This is a genomic window from Vibrio sp. QJM3NY_35, assembly GCF_057785915.1.
Window position 1 is genome coordinate 105,233 of record NZ_CM173508.1, and the last position, 17,581, is coordinate 122,813.

The following is a 17,581-nucleotide window of genomic DNA, read 5'->3' on the forward strand; positions in this document are numbered from 1 at the left end:
GCATTAGCGGATCATAGTTACGCTAGATAAAACATCTCTGTTAACTCTGTGGATTTAGGGCTGCTATCTGGATTCGTCTCCATGATATCTTCCATATAACTCCACCACTTCTGGCAAGCTTCAGCTTTTGAAACATCGTTCCATTTATTAGTAGATTCTAACTCAACATAACCAAACAGACAACCTGTCTCCTCGTCTAGGAAGATAGAGTAGTTGTTTGCTCCCGCAGCTTTAAGTACATCAATTAACTCAGGAAAAATATTGTCGTGACGCTTTTTGTATTCTTCAAACTGATCCATGTTAACTTTGAGTTTAAACGCTTTTCTAATCACCTAACGCCTCCTCAAGCCAATGCTTTTTCATTCAACGTAACGTTAAATGCAGATTCTAGCTCTTTGAACTCTGCTGGTTGAATAGTTTGACGTTTGCCACCCATCGCGAGAACTTTTACTAGTATTTCAGCGGCCTTCTCTGCGGTATCCATCAAGCCAAACGCGAGACTTAGGTCTTCCGCAGAACAGAATGTACCGTGATGAGCCCAAATAGCCACATCGTACGTTTTCATCAGTTCGCTAGTGTACTCAGCAATAGCACGACCACCGGGAACCATCCATGGGACAATGCCCACACCAGCAGGGAATACAACTGGGCACTCCGTCGCCATTTCCCATAGTTCACGAGTAAACGTCTCAGCTTCCAGCGGCAAAACAAAGGTAAGCGCGATTAAATTTGTCGTGTGAGAGTGCATAACAACTCGATGCGCTCCACCCGTCGCGTCAAACTTGACTGAATGATTCATAAGGTGCGCAGGCAACTCACTCGTCGGTTTCGCGTCGTTAACAAGACCCCAAAGTGTTCGGTATTGAGTGCCATCTTCTGAAACTTGGATAATTCCAGCATTTTCTTCAATACAAACTTCTACGTTTCGAAAGTACTTACCACTACCGGTAACGATAAAGTATTCATTTGCAAGATTGGAAACCGTTACACCGATCTCCAGCCATTGCGATGTTTCTTCAAAAAATGGACGAGCTTGCTCTACTTCGGATTGAGTCAAACGGTAGGACAAATTGCCCCCATTACGCTCATGCCATCCTTTCAACCATGCGTCGTTGGTCGTCTTTTTAAACTCTTGTATAAATGCTAACTTATCCATTATTTGCCTCGCTTAAACAGAACGTCTTGCTCATAAACTTCGATCGCTCTAAACCAATCTTCGTTTGCTGGTACATCATTCAATTCACAGAAATAGTTCCAAATATCACCCATTGGATAGGTTTTTAGCTCTTCCATCAGAACCAAGCGCTGTGTGAAGTCGCCTTTATCTTGCAACTCAGTCAGCTTGTCATGTGGCATAAGCATCGCTTCAAGTAGCGCTTTTTGCATATTGCGAGTACCCAATACCCACGCAGCTACGCGGTTGATGCTTGCATCAAAGAAATCTAAACCCAGGTATATTTTGTCCAAGCTGTCTGTACGAACTAGCTCTTTCGCGATTTCTTTAACTTCGTCATTTAGCGTTACGACATGATCACTGTCCCAACGAACAGGGCGAGTAACGTGCAAAGCAAGCTCATCTTGATAAAGCAGCATTGATGAGATCTTGTCCGCAACCGACTCGGTCGGGTGATAGTGGCCATTGTCTAGCAAACAAAGCTTATTGTTCGCGACCGCATAACCCATATAAAACTCATGCGAACCAACCGTGTAAGATTCAACACCAATACCGAATACTTTTGATTCTACTGAGTCCTTGTTGAACTGCTCGTCAACGTCAACAGCAAAAATCTCATCTAGAGAATCTTTTAGGCGCTGACGCGGCGCAAAACGGTTACTTGGGGTGTCTTTATAGCCGTCTGGAATCCAGATATTTGTCAGACACGTTTGATCCAATTCCTTACCGAAATATTCGCCAATTTTACGTGAAGCAATACAGTGCTTAATCCAGAAATCACGGATCTCTTTATCAGGGTGAGACAGTGTCAAACCATCACTCGCTTTCGGGTGAGAGAACATACTAGGGTTGAAATCTAGGCCTAGAGCACGCTCTTTCGCCCATTCGACCCAACCAGCAAAGTGTTCTGGTTTCAACTCATCACGCTCAACCGCTACACCATGTGTTTCTGCATAAAGAGCGTGGAGGTTAATCTTGTGCTTGCCTGGGATTAGACTCAGTGCTTTGTCTAAATCAGCACGTAACTCTTGTGCATTTGTTGCTTTACCCGGGTAGCTACCAGTAGCAGAGATACCACCAGACAGTTCATGAGCCGCTTCCTCGAAGCCCGTAACATCATCACCCTGCCAACAATGAATAGAGACCTTAACGCCTTTTAATTTCTCAAGAACAGCATCTACATCAATGCCCCATTTAGCGTAAAGTGACTTACTCAGTTCGTATCTATTTTTTAAACTCTGTTCCATGATAATTCCTAATTAAATGCTGTTTCTAATATAATTTTTCGCTTGTTTTAAATGAGCAATTTCGCCCATGGATAACATTTGTACAATAATATTACCCATACCAGTTGCTTCTACTGGGCCGACAATAACTTCTTTCTTGGTTTCCTGTTCAATTAACTCATTGAGAAACTGATTTTTACACCCTCCACCAATGATATTGACTTTATCTACGGTTTTTCCGGTAATACTGATAAGTTCTTCAATGTACTGGTTATAAGACTTGGCTAGGCTTCGATAAACACACATGCAGACTTCACCTGTTGTTTGTGGGATGTCTTGTCCAGTTTCTTTACAATAATCGACAATTTCTTCGATCATGTTTTCACTCACAAAGAAGCGTTCATTATTGACATCGATAACAGAGGTAAAATCACTGGCTTCTCTTGCCTGATCGGCTAATTCTGCATATGAATACCTGTATTCCAATATTCGTGAAACTTCTTGAACGATCCAAAGACCCATAATATTTTTCAAAAATCTAAATCGTTTGTCGTAACCACCTTCATTAGTGAAATTGCTTTGACGAGAAATATCAGAAACTATCGGTTTCTCAAGTTCAGTGCCCAACAATGACCAAGTACCAGAACTCAAAATTACACCATCGTCTTCGAGTTCTAAAACACTGGCAATAAAAGCAGAAGCTGTATCGTGTGAAGCTGGTAATACTACTTCGCAATCAAAGCCAATCGCCTCTTGTATTGAGGATTTAAGGTTTCCAAGCTGATGACCAGGGTATTGGGGTTTAGTGAAGATATCTTTGCTGATACCACATACTTCAAGTAAATCTTTATCCCAATCATCAGTATCAATATTTAGCATTTGAGTTGTTGTTGAGTTGGTATACTCATTCGCTTTAACACCCGTTAGCAGATAGTTGATATAATCTGGAATCATCAAAAACGAGCAGGCTTGTTGCTTCTCTTTTGAACCCACAGACTTCATCTGATATAAGGTATTAAAACCCATAAACTGAATGGCAGTTTTGTTATAGATTTCTTGGTGCCCAACTTGATCACAAATATCATCCATAACACCTTTTGTACGACTATCTCGATACGATACCGTATTACCGATAATATTCTCTTCATTATCCAGAAGAACGAAGTCAACACCCCAAGTGTCAATACCGACGCTTTTTGGTATCTTGCCGATCGTGACACATTGTTTTAGCCCTTCGAGAATATGACTAAATAGATTATCCAGCTCCCAACATAGTTGACCATCGACTGATGAAAGTTTATTTTCAAATCGATATATTTCTTCAAGCACTATTTGTTCATTCTCAATATGCGCTAATAAGTGCCTTCCACTAGAAGCACCAATATCGACTGCCAAAAAGTAATTCATAACCACCTCCTAGTGTTTGATTTCATCATACAAGAATCAGCAGTTGGTAAAATGCGTTAAATTGCCCTTAATGGTGTCATTTTTTGCTATTCAACCAAGCGTATCCAATAAAAAATACCCTTTAAATTAAGTCAATTAAAAACAAAAGCTACGCTAACAGGAAAGAAGACCACCAAACAAACGATATGTTATTTATCGTCTTTACAATAAATCAGTCAATAATTGCCACTGAGAAATTGGTCAATAATCGTATCACTTGGCTTGAGTGTATGAGACAGTTAGGTATTTATGAAGTAAGAAAAACCAATCACCAAGGACGGTAACTGGTCAGGGCAAGATTACGAAGCCCCTTGTACTGCAAGGACTTGCGAAAGGTAGCTATTGCTACGGTTTGCTTTTTTCTGCTTTCTTTTGATCCCTGCTTTGAAGCTAGTTTCTTCCGTCAGCAGATTTAAAGCTATATGTCTTATAACTGCTAAATTCTCACCAGCTTGCTCTCGACGAATCCGACATTCATCTTCTTTAAAACCTACGTCTAATCGCCAGTGCATCTGATTTTCAATGCTCCAATGTGCTCGCGTGCTCTCTAGTAAAGCTTTAGCCGTCAGTTTTGCTGAGCTTATGTAGTGCTTGATTTGCATTGTTTCTGCTGGCTTATCACCTTCTTGACGAATTGAAACGACCATACCAATGGTGGAGAGTCCCGCCCAATCAAGCGCTATATCGCCTAAGAAATCTGTATTGTGAACAACCATACTCAAACGCGTTTCTGTACGACCATGTCCTTTCTCTTGAGTGACGTATTTATCACCTTCAAAACTATTAAGCATACTAGAATTAAACACTTGGCTAATCGCTTGCTCCAATCGTTTTTGATTACCTTTTACCGCTAAGAGGTAATCTGCATCTTGGCCGACTATCTTTTCAGCTATATCCTTCTGGCATCCCATAGCATCAATCGTCACTAAGCAACCTCGTAAGGAAAGCATTTCAAGCAGTTCGGGGATCGCTTTGATTTCATTGCTTTTGTCTGCTGTTTTAACCTGCCCTAACACAACTTGATTTGCAGCACTAAACGCACTAACCATATGGATTGCACCACAACGCTTGTCTTTGTTGTATGTGCCTCTGAGAGTTTTGCCGTCGATAGCAATCACTTCACCCTCAGTCACCTCATGACAGTCTTTCATCCACGCTGTAAAGCATCGTTGTAGTTGCTTGGCGGAAATAAGATTGATAACTCGGGCAATGGTATCGTGTACTGGTATGCCTTGTTTGAAATCACCATACTGTCTAAGCCATTCCAAGTTATCTTCACCAAAATCTTCAATATCCTCCCAACCTTCAGCACCAGCAATCACTGCTGCAATTGTTAAGAAGATAATGTCGGTTAGCGTGTGCTCTATTTTCCAAGCTTGGCGAGGGTCTCGAATAACTGAAATATGGTCCAAAAGGCTTAATCCGTTCATTAGGCTAAATATCTGCTGTTAAAAAACAGTATATGATCACACCTAAATCTGATCATCAAATCGATCTTGGATGTATTGAGATTATTGTGACTTCAGTGTACAAATTAGTGGAAACATTACTTCACGCTACCCCTTATTCCATATGGGTTTTTCATGATCTTGCCCTGGGTAACTGGTGAACTAGACTCAACATTAATAAGGAAATCTAACGAATTAATCACACTAAATAGTCTAGCTTAACTAATATTTAACTTATGATGATATATTAAAACCAAATATATAAAAATAGTCATCCCACCCCAACCTCATACTTAATTATTACAAGCTACTGGAACTACTAGTGATATTTAAATTAAAGTTACTTCCGAATAAATCTCTAAAAATGAGTTATAGAAGATTTTACACATCATATTTTTAAGTTCTATCAGATTAGTGATATGGCCTGATAAATTGTAGTTGATACCTACATGCAAATTTTGCCTTACAACAACCCAAAAATAGGCATGGAAATAGTAATCCACCAACTTTACGATATCATTATATTTCTTTATTCAAAGAGTAAAAAATTAATAATCCATAGCTTTCTAATTTTAGTTTGTTATTTAATAAAATATATAAGGAACATTAATGACGATTACTAATGACAACTTGTCACATACACAACCTGTTACCACTACGCCATCTCGATTTAAGAAACGCCTATTGGCATCTGCCATGATATTGTCTCTAGGCACAACCGCATTCAACGCGACGGCAGATCAGACAGAAAAAGACAAGGGTGAGATGGTTGACTACTTTGCTAACAATGGATTCGGGAACCCTCTTGCCGTGGTCCAAGCGCCAGCAGGGATCTATGAGAATGGTATTACTTATCTTACCTACCAAGGCGACCTAGAAGATCCATATGTCGTTGCATACAACCACGAGACAAAGGAGTGGCAAGGTCCAATAAAAGCCGGCTTTAGTGAGTTAGGTAAAGATAACTATTGGGCTCCATCTGGCCGTGCTATCGACAACCACGGTAAGCCGACGATGATTATTGACGATCTTGGTTTCATCCACATTTTCTTTGGCGGACATGGTGGTGGTGCCCGCCATGGTGAGAACCCGTTGGGCGATGTTCATGATGGGAAAAATAAGCATATCGTTTCAAAAAAACCACACGACATTTCTGACTGGGTAGAGCTTGACAATATTCCTCCATTTGGCAACTACAACCAAGCGGTCAAAATGGATAATGGCGATATCTACCTGTTCTATCGCCATGGTGCTCATGAGAGTGATTGGGTGTACCAAAAATCGACAGATCATGGCCGTACGTTCGAAGACCCTGTCTCATTCCTCAAACACAAAGAGCGTGATGATGTAGAGGCCGTAGACAGTTGGTATGCTTGGGCCGTCAAGGGACAAGGCGATAACATAATCATCACCTACGACTATCACCTGTGTTGGAAAACCCACGCAAACAATGATCGCGGGCACACGACAGAACGTCACAACACTTACTATATGGTATTTAATACCAAGGAAGGGACATGGCGTAATGTCCAGGGTGAAACGTTCGACCTGCCGGTTACCAAAGAGCTCGCAGATAAGAAAACACTCGCTTTTGACACCGAAGACAAGTGGACCTTTAATGGTTCAGTGCATTTAGACCAAGATGGTAACCCTCATATTGGGACAAACATTGGTGTCGACTTAGGCGTTAAGAAGACGGGTGGTCCAAAACAGACGTCCCACATTCGCTGGACAGGTGAAGAGTGGATAGGTGGAAATCCCGTTAACCCTGCAGCGGTAAACTGGGGCGTCGATACTCGTGGTGATTTCTTTATTTCATCACCTGAAAAAGTAACATTTACACTGGGGTATAAGGAAAAAGGTGATGGTGTCGTAGCCTACTTTACTTCTGAAGATGGTGGTCAGACATTTGAGAAGAGCACGGAACTCTTACGCAGAGCGAAGTCTGGTTGGTCTATGTCCGCTATGATTAGCAATGCTCATCCAGATGCACGACTGTTTGTTGCCGAGAAAGCAAAAGGATCAACGCAATGGCGCAAGATGTACCTCCTCGGAGATAACGGACCAATCCAAAGGTTGCAGGAAGAAGCGCTTACGCGCACTGAATAGAAGCGATAATTAAAGTCTCAACTCATCTAGAACAAGGTGGGTTGAGGCTTTTTCATTTGTCACCGATAACCAGAGATTAATCTGTCCCCATTTCAATCATCAAATCAACATCGAACTCATATTTTGCTTCCATACTCAGGTTATTACATTCTTCAGAGCTTAGACTCCAAGATTTATTCTCAATTCTAGAACGCATTTCGTCAAAGAAATGCACCTGGTCATGAGTACTATTCGCCGCTATCGCAACACCATATGCCTCACAAACATCGTGGTCTGTCATTGCATAGGCACTTAATGACATACAAACTGAAACTACTGCAATAATTACTTTCATGTTTTATTCCTCATTTCAATGATGGGTCTCATTGTTAAATGTAGTCAATATCACATTTATAACAAAATTATTTTTCAACACTCTTTATATAAGCAAAAATAACCACTTAATAAGACTAAATTAGCCTAAATTGCAATATTAACATGAAAATAAGGATAATAAATGGAACCAGAAAACTAGTACTATCTATTGCTCTGTAAACACAAAAGCATAGCGAGCTAGTCATAGTTATCGTTATAGTTATAGTTATAGTTATAGTTATTTTAACCACTGAACCTATGGTACTTTACGACTGCATTTACTCCCAAAAAAAAACAGGCCCTCTTTTGAGGCCCTGTTTTTTAATAATATCAGCTAAGCAATTTTATATTAAAAGCTATAGAGGAAGCCTACCCTTGTACGGAGTTGGTAGTCTTCTGACGTAGCACTAACAGGAACACCTGCAATAGTAACAAATGGCGTCCACCCCTTAGCCACTCGGTAATACGCTTTTAGCTCTAGGTGCTGTTTAAAGTCATCGTTATTATACTGTTTTACATCGTCAAGGCTCTTAAAGTAATCATACTGTAAGCCCAAACGCAGCGCGTCATCTATTCGATAATTTAGATTAAATTGGTATTGACTTTTTTGGGTAGTATCTTTGTCATCGCTGCGAACATGAAACTCATGCTTATATTTCAACTCAGTAGAGAAACCGCTACCAAGCTGATAAACAAAACCCATTTGCGGTTTGTACAGAAGACCACTAGTTACTGATGTCACTTGAAGCTGTGGGATGAGCCTAATATCGTCATTAACGTTGTAACGATGGCCAAGTTGCACCTCACCACTACCTAATTGATACGTGCTTAGCGTTTCGCCCTTATGAGAAACCTGAGCGCCAAAGAACGTGTTACCAGAGCTAGCTCCAAGTTTAATCAGAGTAGCGTTTTTATTTATTGGGTTACTAGGATCGGCCAAGTGTTCTTGACGGACCATCAATGTTGCTGAAAGAACAGAGGTACTGATGAGGGTAGAGGTCACTGCTAATGCAATTAGATTTGCTTTGTTCATGTTTCAATTCCTTGAATTATATTTATTACTGAGTATGGTAGTGAAATATACTCGGCTTATTTTCAATGTTTTTTTACTAACGTTATATTTGCAATTTCCTCTACAAGTTATAAGATTTATTTTTGTTAACTCTTGGAACAATTTCTGCGCAACTACCTAGACAGGGGGAACGTAATTATTAAAATAATAGTGACACTATTAGAACGTAGTGATGAAGTGGCGAGCAATATATGACAAGTCATTGGGCAATAATAATTATTGTAGATAGCATGAATACAATCGACACTGATAGCGATGAATACATTTAATATATAAGGTAATACTGTATGAAAAATATTGCACTTTTACTCAGTGACGGATTCGAAGAAGGTGAGGCAATCAGCGTAATTGACATATTACGTCGCTTGCAGCTTTCGGTGAAGGTATTGTCTTGCGATCAAACCGTTAACCTTACCTCCTATCATGGGGTAAAAATTGTTGCAGATGACTTATTATCCGCCAACATACAATGTGATTTTGATGCAATTGTTCTTGTTGGTGGTCCACCGAATACCGATAAACTAGGTACAGATGGTCAGGTTATCAGCTTTATTGAAAGACACATCAGCATGAGGGCCTATATTGCAGCGCTATGCTCTTCTGGTGCAAAAGTACTAGCCAAGAACTCGCTGCTGGGCTCTCACCACTACGTTTGCTGTGGAACCTTCCATCAAAACTACTCTGATGGGTCATACATTAATCAGCCCGTTGTAATGGATGGTCAATTTATTACTGGTCAAGATTACGGATACACCATCGATTTTGCATTTGCAATCGCTGAAGTTCTACTCGGCAATACCAGAACCAGATCTAATGATGTTAGTGATGTAGACTGGGTAGCAAAGCATATTAATTATCGTCGATTTACTGAATACAGAATTTAAGAAATAACCATAGAAGCTTGTAATCAATAATCTTATATTTCTTATATAAAAAGTGCCAACAAGACAATTATCTTGTTGGCACTTTTACTATACTTTCTTATCTTATAGATCTAAGTCAATAACTTGTAGATATAGTGGACGAGAATTACCTTTAGCACGTTCCATCAGATAGTAATACAGTTTACCATCTTCAATATGCACCTTACCGTGGCTAAATTTTTTGTCTGATTTAGACTCATAAACGCGTTCAAATTCGTTTGTGCCGCCTTTCGCTTTCTCAACATATGGTTTGCCATTTTTATTCAAACCAATGATATAAATATTTTCACCAGCAGTATAGATATTAGACGCACCTACAAAATCGTCGGAAATAATAAACTCTTTTGCACCAGCAGGTTTATATGAGTGTAAGTGAACCATCTCGAAATCTGGACGTTTGTTATCTCTGGACTTAACACGACTGATCATGTGTACATCGCCCTTCTCTGTCACAGTCCAATCAAAATTCTGTACAATATGCACCGAATCTTTTTCGGTATGACTAATGTAGTCGCCTGGCTCAAACACCTTAATTTCATCTGAGTTCACAAGTGGAAACGTCATACTTTCACCTGAGTGGTTTTTCCATTGACCATCACCACTTGGGCTATCAGAGTATGCGTAGTAAACGCCATTTTGATAAACAAATTTGTCGTCCCGTTTAGCACGCTGCTGGAAACTAACCCTGAGCTTACCATTAACGTACTTCATGCTGCCGTACAGACCCCAGTTATAGGCATTACCATAGGATTTGGCATCTAAAACGTTAAATTGATTCCAGTCAGACCAATGGCCTTTATCTGCATCATAATGAGCAAATACATACCCACCGTTGTTGTTACCGCCTTTACGCATGTAAACCAGCAAGGTTCCATCATCGTTTGTGTAGAACGTTGGATAAGTGAGACCTTCGTAGCTGGTGTAATCAATCTTACCACTAAGCGTTAAGTGCTTGTAGTCATTGTCACCGGCACTTAACGGGCTAGTATCCTTAACAAACTTATCCAACGTAAAATCTTTATCCACAACCTCAGCAGCCCCAGGCACACTGAATGAATAGCGGAAGTAATCTTCACTAAATGATCCATCTGCAGGTCTATCTTTGCCATATGCATGCATATCATAAAGCATATGAATCGTACCATCGATAGGACTTATCTCAACCGCGATAGTGTTGTGTGACTCACCGATATGCGGTTGGTTTAGAAAACCTGTATGTTGATGTGGGAACTCAATCGTTTTAATAGTACCGGTTTTGGTGTTAAGTCGACTTAACATGACGTGTCGATCTTGCTTACCACCACGATACCAAGTCATAAAAACGTAATCTTTGTATGTTTTTACACTATCTCCATGAGCTGATATCTGAGGTCCGAACTTATAATCATAGACATCAGATCCGTTGTCATCGGCATGTCGAGCTTTAAGTCGACTTCCATCAAAATGTAGGGCTCCATCGGTGATTTTCACTTCACTCTCAAGAGCAATAGCAGCATTGGCTACTCCAGTAGGTACAAATAACATTGAGCCGAATATAGCACTCGCACATAAGCTAAATTTAAACATATTCATTGACATTCCTATAACAGTTATTTTTGCTTCTCGTTAATTGATAATTTTTTTATTATTTATTCACATAGCGGCATTTAGATACAAATAAAACCATCTATACCTTATCAAGAAACTAAATAGTAAGTAACACAAACTATTGCAACATCAAATGACAATATTTGCCATTTAAAATCCTAATATCACAGTTTATATGCGGCACAGTAAATTTGATGATTTTATAATAATCACACTTCTTATTTACTATGCCATTAATATATATTAGCTTACCAATATATATCTTATCTCATCACACAAAGCTATTAATGATATATTTATAGATCACTAAATCTAATAATTTCTTTTGCAGCGGATAAATCAACAACTTCTTTCATGGCGATCATCTGGGTGACTATGTTACCTATCCCCGTAGCTTCAATCGGGCCAATAATGACCTCACGGTCGGTTTCTGCTTTTATCAGTTCATTGAGGAACTCATTTTTGCATCCACCGCCAATAATATTGATAACACTAATTTCCTGGCCGGTTATCTCAGATATTTCATCAATATATTTCTTGTAACAGCTTGCCAAACTACGGTAGACGCACGCACTGACTTCTCCTACTGTCGACGGTGGTATTTGGCCCGATTCTTTACAATAATTGACTATTTCCTCGATCATATTATCGCTTACAAAGAATCTTTGATCGTTCACATCAATTACTGAAGTAAAGTCTTTAGCTTCTCGAGCTAGCTTGACTAGTTCAGAGTACGAATATCTATGATCCAAATTTCGCGACACTTCTTGGACAATCCACAACCCCATTATATTCTTCAAGAATCTATAGCGCCTGTCGAAACCACCCTCGTTGGTGAAGTTCTTCAATCTTGACTGTTCGTTGACTATAGGATCGAGCAACTCCTTGCCTAACAGTGACCATGTACCCGAACTAAGAATGACACCGTTATCTTCTATGTTCAAAATACTAGCTATAAAAGCAGCTCCGGTATCGTGAGTGGGGGGTAGAATCACTTCACAATCAAAGCCGACTTCATCTACTAACTCTTGTGTTAACTTGCCGACTTTTGATAACGGAGGAAGTGCTTCATGAAATACCTCTTTTTTAAGACCAACAAATTCAATCAGCTCTTCGTCCCATTTATTGGCTTCGACGTTATAAAGTTGTGTGGTGGTGGCATTAGTATATTCGTTGACTTTTTTCCCCGTCAGTAAGTAATTTAAGTAGTCAGGAATCATGAGGAATGATTTGGCTTGTAACTTAACCTCCTCTGGGAGTTTCTTTAACTGGCAGATGGTATTGAAGTCCATAAATTGAATACCAGTTTTGGCATAAAGCTCCTCATCACCAATTTGTGAACAAATCTCGTTCATAACGCCATTGGTTCGCTTGTCTCGATAAGACACTGCATTACCAATCAAACGATCATCACTATCAAGAAGGACAAAATCTACCCCCCACGTATCGATACCAAGTGCTGTTGGCTTCTTTCCCAATTTTGCACACTTCTTTAGGCCGGTTACTATTTCAGAGAACAGATAACCAAGATCCCAGCAAAGCTGATCGTCTACATTAAAGATTTGATTTCCAAATCGATGGATTTCTTCAATCTTGAGCTTGCCATCATCTAGATGGCCCAACAAGTGTCGTCCGCTTGAAGCACCAATATCAATTGCTAAAAAGTAATTCATTACAACCTCCAATCGTCACTGATCGTTGATTATAATTGGGTAAAACTGTCCTATAAATACAAAGCTTTGCACTCCAAAACATCATTTTTTGCTAGATAGCCTGACCGTTGTCACAACTTGTCTTGGCAACGCGTATAGCGCTATGTTGTCGACTCCTCCGTGATATGGTTGCTTAAACCATAGCGTACGGATAACGAATGAATACAAGATGATCTTGTCGATGGCAAGGATAATCACCCCATCGTGATCGATACCAAAAAAAACACACCTCGAACCGTGCCATTGTTGACTGAATTCACACTTAAAACGCGGGTTCAATTATTTGTTATTTTTTTGTGTATATTTAAATATCAGTACGGCGCATCGCAAAAGTTGGTCGTTAGAAAGGCAATATTTGCGCAGTGTCACACGAGTAAACTAGGGACTAAGCGGGGTTTATTATGGAAAGAGGACTGTACGATTTCATGGAAAAGATGAGGTCTACCACTATTGAAGAACAAGCGATAATCAATGAAGTTTCAGGCATCGATAATAGCATTTTTACGGATAGATACCGAAACATCATATCTTTTGATAAAGTTTGTCCAAAAGGGAAGATGATATCCATAAGAAAACATACTCGTTTTATCCATTACCCTGAACATAGCCACGATTACGTAGAGATCTGTTATGTACTGAGCGGGCGTTCGCTACAAGTTGTAGAAAATGAAGAGGTAGAGTTACAAACAGGGGATTTATTGTTCTTAGGCCCAGGAGTCACGCATGAGATATATCCTACTGGAGATAAAGATATCTTAATTAATTTTATTATCCATAAAAAGTTCTTTAGCTATATCTTTGAATTTATAAGTGAAAACTGTAGCTTATCTAACTTTTTTACTGATGTCGTGTTTAAAAAGTCCTCGACCTCAGCGCTAATTTTTTCAACCAAAGGTAATAATAGGCTTGAGACGTTGCTCAATGAGATGCTTTCAGAGTTAGACGGTGACGAGCCTCTAACCGAGCCACGTGTTAAGTTCCTACTCGGTATCCTTGTACTTGATCTGACGCTTGAAAAACCCCAGCGAATTGAAAAAGTGACTTATGATCAAGGTGTTCTTTGCAAGGTCATCACCTATATGGAGAAAAACCTCAGATGTGCTAACTTAAACGAAATTTCTGACCAGTTAAAAATGAAGAATTACAATCTTTCTAAGCTTATAAAAAAAGAAAGTGGTGTAACATTCAATAATTTATTAAGAGAGATCAGGTTTAATAAATTTTGCGACATTATTAAAATAAAAAACATTAGCATTAATGATCTAGCAATAGAGGTCGGTTTTTCAAACACCAGTGACTTCTATAAAAAGTTTAAGGCTAAGTTTGGTGTATCTCCAAGAGAATATCGAAACACTCATTAATATATCAGTGACATTTATTTTTATTTGGTTGCGTAATTCCTTGGAACAAAACCAGGAAGTTACGATCTGATTAGGCTTAAGTTGCTGAATTCAACTTAATAGTAAATGTGATCTGTTCCAGCCAGAAATCGGGCTTAACTAAGCGATATATTGTTGTCCAAAGTTAACTGGGTTTAGATACCCAAGAGCACAGTGCCTTCTAGTCCAATTATAACAAACCTCTGTGTATTCGAAGATCGCTTGGCGCATATCTTCTTGTACTGAGTAGCCTTGTGACGGTACTTAATCCAGTAATGCCCACTTCGAGAAACCCCGAACAGTTTACCCATACGGACAACACTGAAGCGCAGTAGGTCTTAGAGCATAAATTCGTAGCAATCTACTTTAGATTTTTCGCGAAGTAGATTACGGCCTTTACTATATCTAGCACTTTAGGTTGCTCAGTCAATTGTCTGTTGAGCTAGGACTTCAGCGGCTAGATATTTTTCCCGCTTACTAGTGCTAGTGTCTTTCTTGACCGCCCCACGCAGCAGTAGATCTGAGATTCGTGTAAGCCGAGTGTCTCGCTCTGAAGCAACCCCTACTTTCTCTGCTAGCTTCAGGGTTTCTGCTTTAAATCCAGAAAATGGATAACACGTCTTTTCTTGCTTGTCATGGTTCACCACTTTAGTGATTGTACTCACTTAACTCAGTGTCCAAAACTGCTGGTACGGGTCACTAAAGCAATATGAGGCCACATCTAAGCCTAACCTCAGCCCCAGCCCCAGCCCCAGCATGAAAACGTCAAATGAAGCGCACAAAAAAGCCAACAGCTAACGCTGTTGGCTTGATGAGATACTGTTAACGTATTTAAGGTAGATACATATAGAACACCCTGATTATTGCTGGCCCGCTACCGTAATGACAGTAGCTTGAGCACTCTCTCCGCGAAAGCCATGGCCTCCACCAAGCTCGTAACCATCCTCAAAGCTTTCAAAGTCGTTATCAAACAAAACCGTTTCACCTGTCACCGATTTTACGTTATCTACAAGCACTTCGTGAGAAGATACTGTCTTTTTAGCCGCAATTCGAACGTTCAGAAACTTCACCGGTTCATTGCTAACAGCATAGTCAACGGTTGCTGTACAAGTATTACCTTCTATGTCAGCGCTATCGCTAATCACTTCAGCATTCTCGATGGTAAATGAGAACTGATCATTACCCCAAGTAGTCTTGATAGGAAGCGTTTCTCCCATGGTGAACTCACAAATCGGATCAGAGAAAGCATTTGAAAGCTTACGGTATTTAATTTGCGCCCGCTCGCCATCAATAGCTTCAAACAATAACTCACCGTAGCTGTTTGCCGATGTAAAACCATTCGTATAAACCGCGACGTAGGCCTTAGAATCACCATCCTCAGCGCTATCTTCATTTAAACGATAAGTAATATCGGCGTCGAACGAGCCTTCAGCAGCTGGTTCACTGAGCGCCATGTTGAGGGTGCCACTCAGTTCCTCAGTAATGTTTTGAATGCGCGCGACCTTAGATTCACCGTAACGGTCATCAGCATCTTTCGCTGCATCTTCAACTAATTTATTGTCTGACTGATCGACACCGTTGTAAAAACCATCATTTCCACCGTCAATAATGAGCTTGCCATCATCAAAACTGTAAATTCCTTGAACTTCTTTAACATCAGTATCGTAATAGTTGAAGGTGATAGATTTAGTCTCTTCATCATAATCGAAATCAGAGAATTCAATCTCATAAGTCCCGCTGACCTTGTCATCATTGTAGTACTTCAAGCGACTTTCAGAGAAGTAGTAAACGTTTGGAAGATCTGTATCAGAAGCTGCTGCCACTTTCACTCCTTCATGGTCGAGTTCCCAATATACTCCTGTCAATTGAGTAGCATCACCATCGCCAGGGTTGCTAGGTGTTTGATCGTCGTCAGAACACCCACTAAGGAGTAACGACACACATACCAAAGGAATCGTAAATTGCAGTTTTTTCATAGTATAATCTCATTAATTTGGGTTGGACAAAGATTCAATCTTGTTTGACCTCTTATTTCATTAGGACAACAAGCGATATAAATAAAACGATAAAAACCTACCATCGAATCTCTTCGGAAAACTAATTACGGGGTATAAATGGTTTTAATGCAAAAGTTTAATATACGATCACCTATTATTAGATAATCACTCAACGTAAATAATTGAATTTTACTAGGTCAAATTTTGCGGTTAGTTGTACAAGACAGTAAAAAGATAACTCATGAACAAAACCGCCACCTCTACAGTATTAGTGTTTAAGTAGTATTATTATAAATTTTACACGATAATAGTTTAAGCGGATTATTGCCAAGTAATTGCAACTTATTTATTATAAGTAATCGGAATTATGAGGCCATTATCATACTTTAAAAAAACAAACCTTCGTCATTATATCAATTATTTTCTGTAACCTAGCGCAACAACGTTAAGGCTTGCTTAGAACCTACCAACAGTTTAGCTTTACCAAGATCCCATAGGTTTTTAGAGTCATATAATGGGTTGAGTGCACTCATCGAAATGGAACTTGGTCACAGCCCATTCAGAAGGTACCTCGATGGATTTATCAATAAGCAGCGCAAAAAATTAAATGGCCAAAGCGCTCCGACGAGAGCGTCCACAGGGCAGCAACTAAAGAAGCGGAACTTCAATCTCAATCAGATCGATGCGCAGCCAAAAGGAAAAAGCTAAAGTCAGCAAAACCGATATAGCACTCGGTTACATCAATACACTTTACCGCATTGAACTTAAGCTGACTGAATTAAAAGAAACTGGTAAGTATATGCAAGAGCAAGTAGTGGAGTATCGGCACAAACACTCCCTTGTTTGATAATTTGAAGGAATTCTTAGATAAGAGCATTACCCAATTGCCATCAGAAAGCTTAACGGGCAAAGCTATCAATTATATGTTGAATCAGTGGTCAAAACTGGTAATTTACTGCGATAGTGGTTAGCTACGCATTAGTAACATCATGGTAGAAAATGTAATCCGTCTATTCGCAGTAGAGCGAAGAACTTGACTCTTTGAACCGGTGCTCAAGCGCGTGCGATTAGTTATAGCTTGATTGATACAGCCAAATTACACGGACTTCAGCCCTAAAGGAGAATACAAACAACACTAGAATAGCAGGCCAAAA

General features: G+C 39.7%; 14 protein-coding genes and 2 pseudogenes. 4 read left to right on the forward strand and 12 right to left on the reverse strand.

Annotated elements, in window-relative coordinates:
- Positions 1-17: 17 nt before the first annotated feature.
- From rhaM to AC3CH3_RS15960, 5 genes are all read right to left on the reverse strand, one after another.
- The gene (rhaM, locus tag AC3CH3_RS15940) at positions 18-332 is read right to left on the reverse strand and encodes an L-rhamnose mutarotase (RefSeq protein WP_065677829.1); all 315 of its coding nucleotides are present in this window, start codon (positions 330-332) and stop codon (positions 18-20) included.
- Between the two features lie 11 nt (positions 333-343).
- On the reverse strand, positions 344-1,156 hold the full coding sequence (rhaD, locus tag AC3CH3_RS15945; protein ID WP_065677830.1) for a rhamnulose-1-phosphate aldolase: 813 nt from the start codon (positions 1,154-1,156) through the stop codon (positions 344-346).
- Entirely contained in the window at positions 1,156-2,421 is a 1,266-nt protein-coding gene (locus AC3CH3_RS15950) for an L-rhamnose isomerase (RefSeq protein WP_065677831.1), read from the reverse strand. The genes rhaD and AC3CH3_RS15950 overlap by 1 nt, the downstream gene beginning before the upstream one ends.
- Before the next feature lie 12 nt (positions 2,422-2,433).
- Complete coding sequence (gene rhaB, locus AC3CH3_RS15955; protein WP_261839790.1) at positions 2,434-3,807, reverse strand: rhamnulokinase; 1,374 nt, start codon at positions 3,805-3,807, stop codon at positions 2,434-2,436.
- A 338-nt stretch (positions 3,808-4,145) separates the two neighbouring features.
- Complete coding sequence (locus tag AC3CH3_RS15960) at positions 4,146-5,276, reverse strand: ISAs1 family transposase (protein ID WP_261875708.1); 1,131 nt, start codon at positions 5,274-5,276, stop codon at positions 4,146-4,148.
- 627 nt (positions 5,277-5,903) lie between these two features.
- Between AC3CH3_RS15960 and AC3CH3_RS15965 the strand changes: the two genes are divergently transcribed.
- The gene (locus AC3CH3_RS15965; RefSeq protein WP_488538651.1) at positions 5,904-7,403 is read left to right on the forward strand and encodes a BNR-4 repeat-containing protein; all 1,500 of its coding nucleotides are present in this window, start codon (positions 5,904-5,906) and stop codon (positions 7,401-7,403) included.
- A gap of 76 nt (positions 7,404-7,479) precedes the next feature.
- On the opposite strand, the gene AC3CH3_RS15970 is transcribed toward AC3CH3_RS15965, so the two are convergent.
- Positions 7,480-7,737, reverse strand: coding sequence for a hypothetical protein (locus tag AC3CH3_RS15970; protein ID WP_488538652.1), 258 nt, complete (start codon positions 7,735-7,737; stop codon positions 7,480-7,482).
- A gap of 369 nt (positions 7,738-8,106) precedes the next feature.
- Entirely contained in the window at positions 8,107-8,790 is a 684-nt protein-coding gene (locus tag AC3CH3_RS15975) for an oligogalacturonate-specific porin KdgM family protein (protein WP_488538653.1), read from the reverse strand.
- A gap of 326 nt (positions 8,791-9,116) precedes the next feature.
- Here AC3CH3_RS15975 and AC3CH3_RS15980 point away from each other — a divergent pair, with 326 nt between their 5' ends.
- On the forward strand, positions 9,117-9,713 hold the full coding sequence (locus tag AC3CH3_RS15980; RefSeq protein WP_488538654.1) for a DJ-1/PfpI family protein: 597 nt from the start codon (positions 9,117-9,119) through the stop codon (positions 9,711-9,713).
- A gap of 102 nt (positions 9,714-9,815) precedes the next feature.
- Here the strand turns inward: AC3CH3_RS15980 and AC3CH3_RS15985 are convergent, their stop codons facing one another.
- Both AC3CH3_RS15985 and rhaB (AC3CH3_RS15990) read right to left on the reverse strand, forming a co-directional pair.
- Positions 9,816-11,324 (reverse strand): BNR-4 repeat-containing protein, encoded by a 1,509-nt coding sequence (locus tag AC3CH3_RS15985; protein WP_488538655.1) that lies wholly within the window; start codon positions 11,322-11,324, stop codon positions 9,816-9,818.
- Positions 11,325-11,635: 311 nt separating this feature from the next.
- A complete protein-coding gene (rhaB, locus tag AC3CH3_RS15990; RefSeq protein ID WP_488538656.1) occupies positions 11,636-13,012 on the reverse strand; it encodes a rhamnulokinase in 1,377 nt (458 codons plus the stop codon).
- Between the two features lie 440 nt (positions 13,013-13,452).
- Between rhaB (AC3CH3_RS15990) and AC3CH3_RS15995 the strand changes: the two genes are divergently transcribed.
- On the forward strand, positions 13,453-14,412 hold the full coding sequence (locus AC3CH3_RS15995) for an AraC family transcriptional regulator (protein WP_065677420.1): 960 nt from the start codon (positions 13,453-13,455) through the stop codon (positions 14,410-14,412).
- Positions 14,413-14,550: 138 nt separating this feature from the next.
- Here AC3CH3_RS15995 and AC3CH3_RS16000 read toward each other — a convergent pair.
- The 3 genes and pseudogenes from AC3CH3_RS16000 to AC3CH3_RS16010 form a co-directional block, all read right to left on the reverse strand.
- A pseudogene (locus AC3CH3_RS16000) lies at positions 14,551-14,670 on the reverse strand (IS3 family transposase); the annotation flags it as partial.
- A 2-nt stretch (positions 14,671-14,672) separates the two neighbouring features.
- Positions 14,673-15,067 (reverse strand): annotated as a pseudogene (locus AC3CH3_RS16005) (IS3 family transposase); the annotation flags it as partial.
- 223 nt (positions 15,068-15,290) lie between these two features.
- On the reverse strand, positions 15,291-16,406 hold the full coding sequence (locus AC3CH3_RS16010) for a hypothetical protein (protein ID WP_488538657.1): 1,116 nt from the start codon (positions 16,404-16,406) through the stop codon (positions 15,291-15,293).
- An 860-nt stretch (positions 16,407-17,266) separates the two neighbouring features.
- On the opposite strand from AC3CH3_RS16010, the gene AC3CH3_RS16015 reads away from it, so the two are divergent.
- Positions 17,267-17,398 (forward strand): IS66 family transposase, encoded by a 132-nt coding sequence (locus AC3CH3_RS16015; RefSeq protein ID WP_370736628.1) that lies wholly within the window; start codon positions 17,267-17,269, stop codon positions 17,396-17,398.
- The last annotated feature ends 183 nt before the right edge of the window (positions 17,399-17,581 follow it).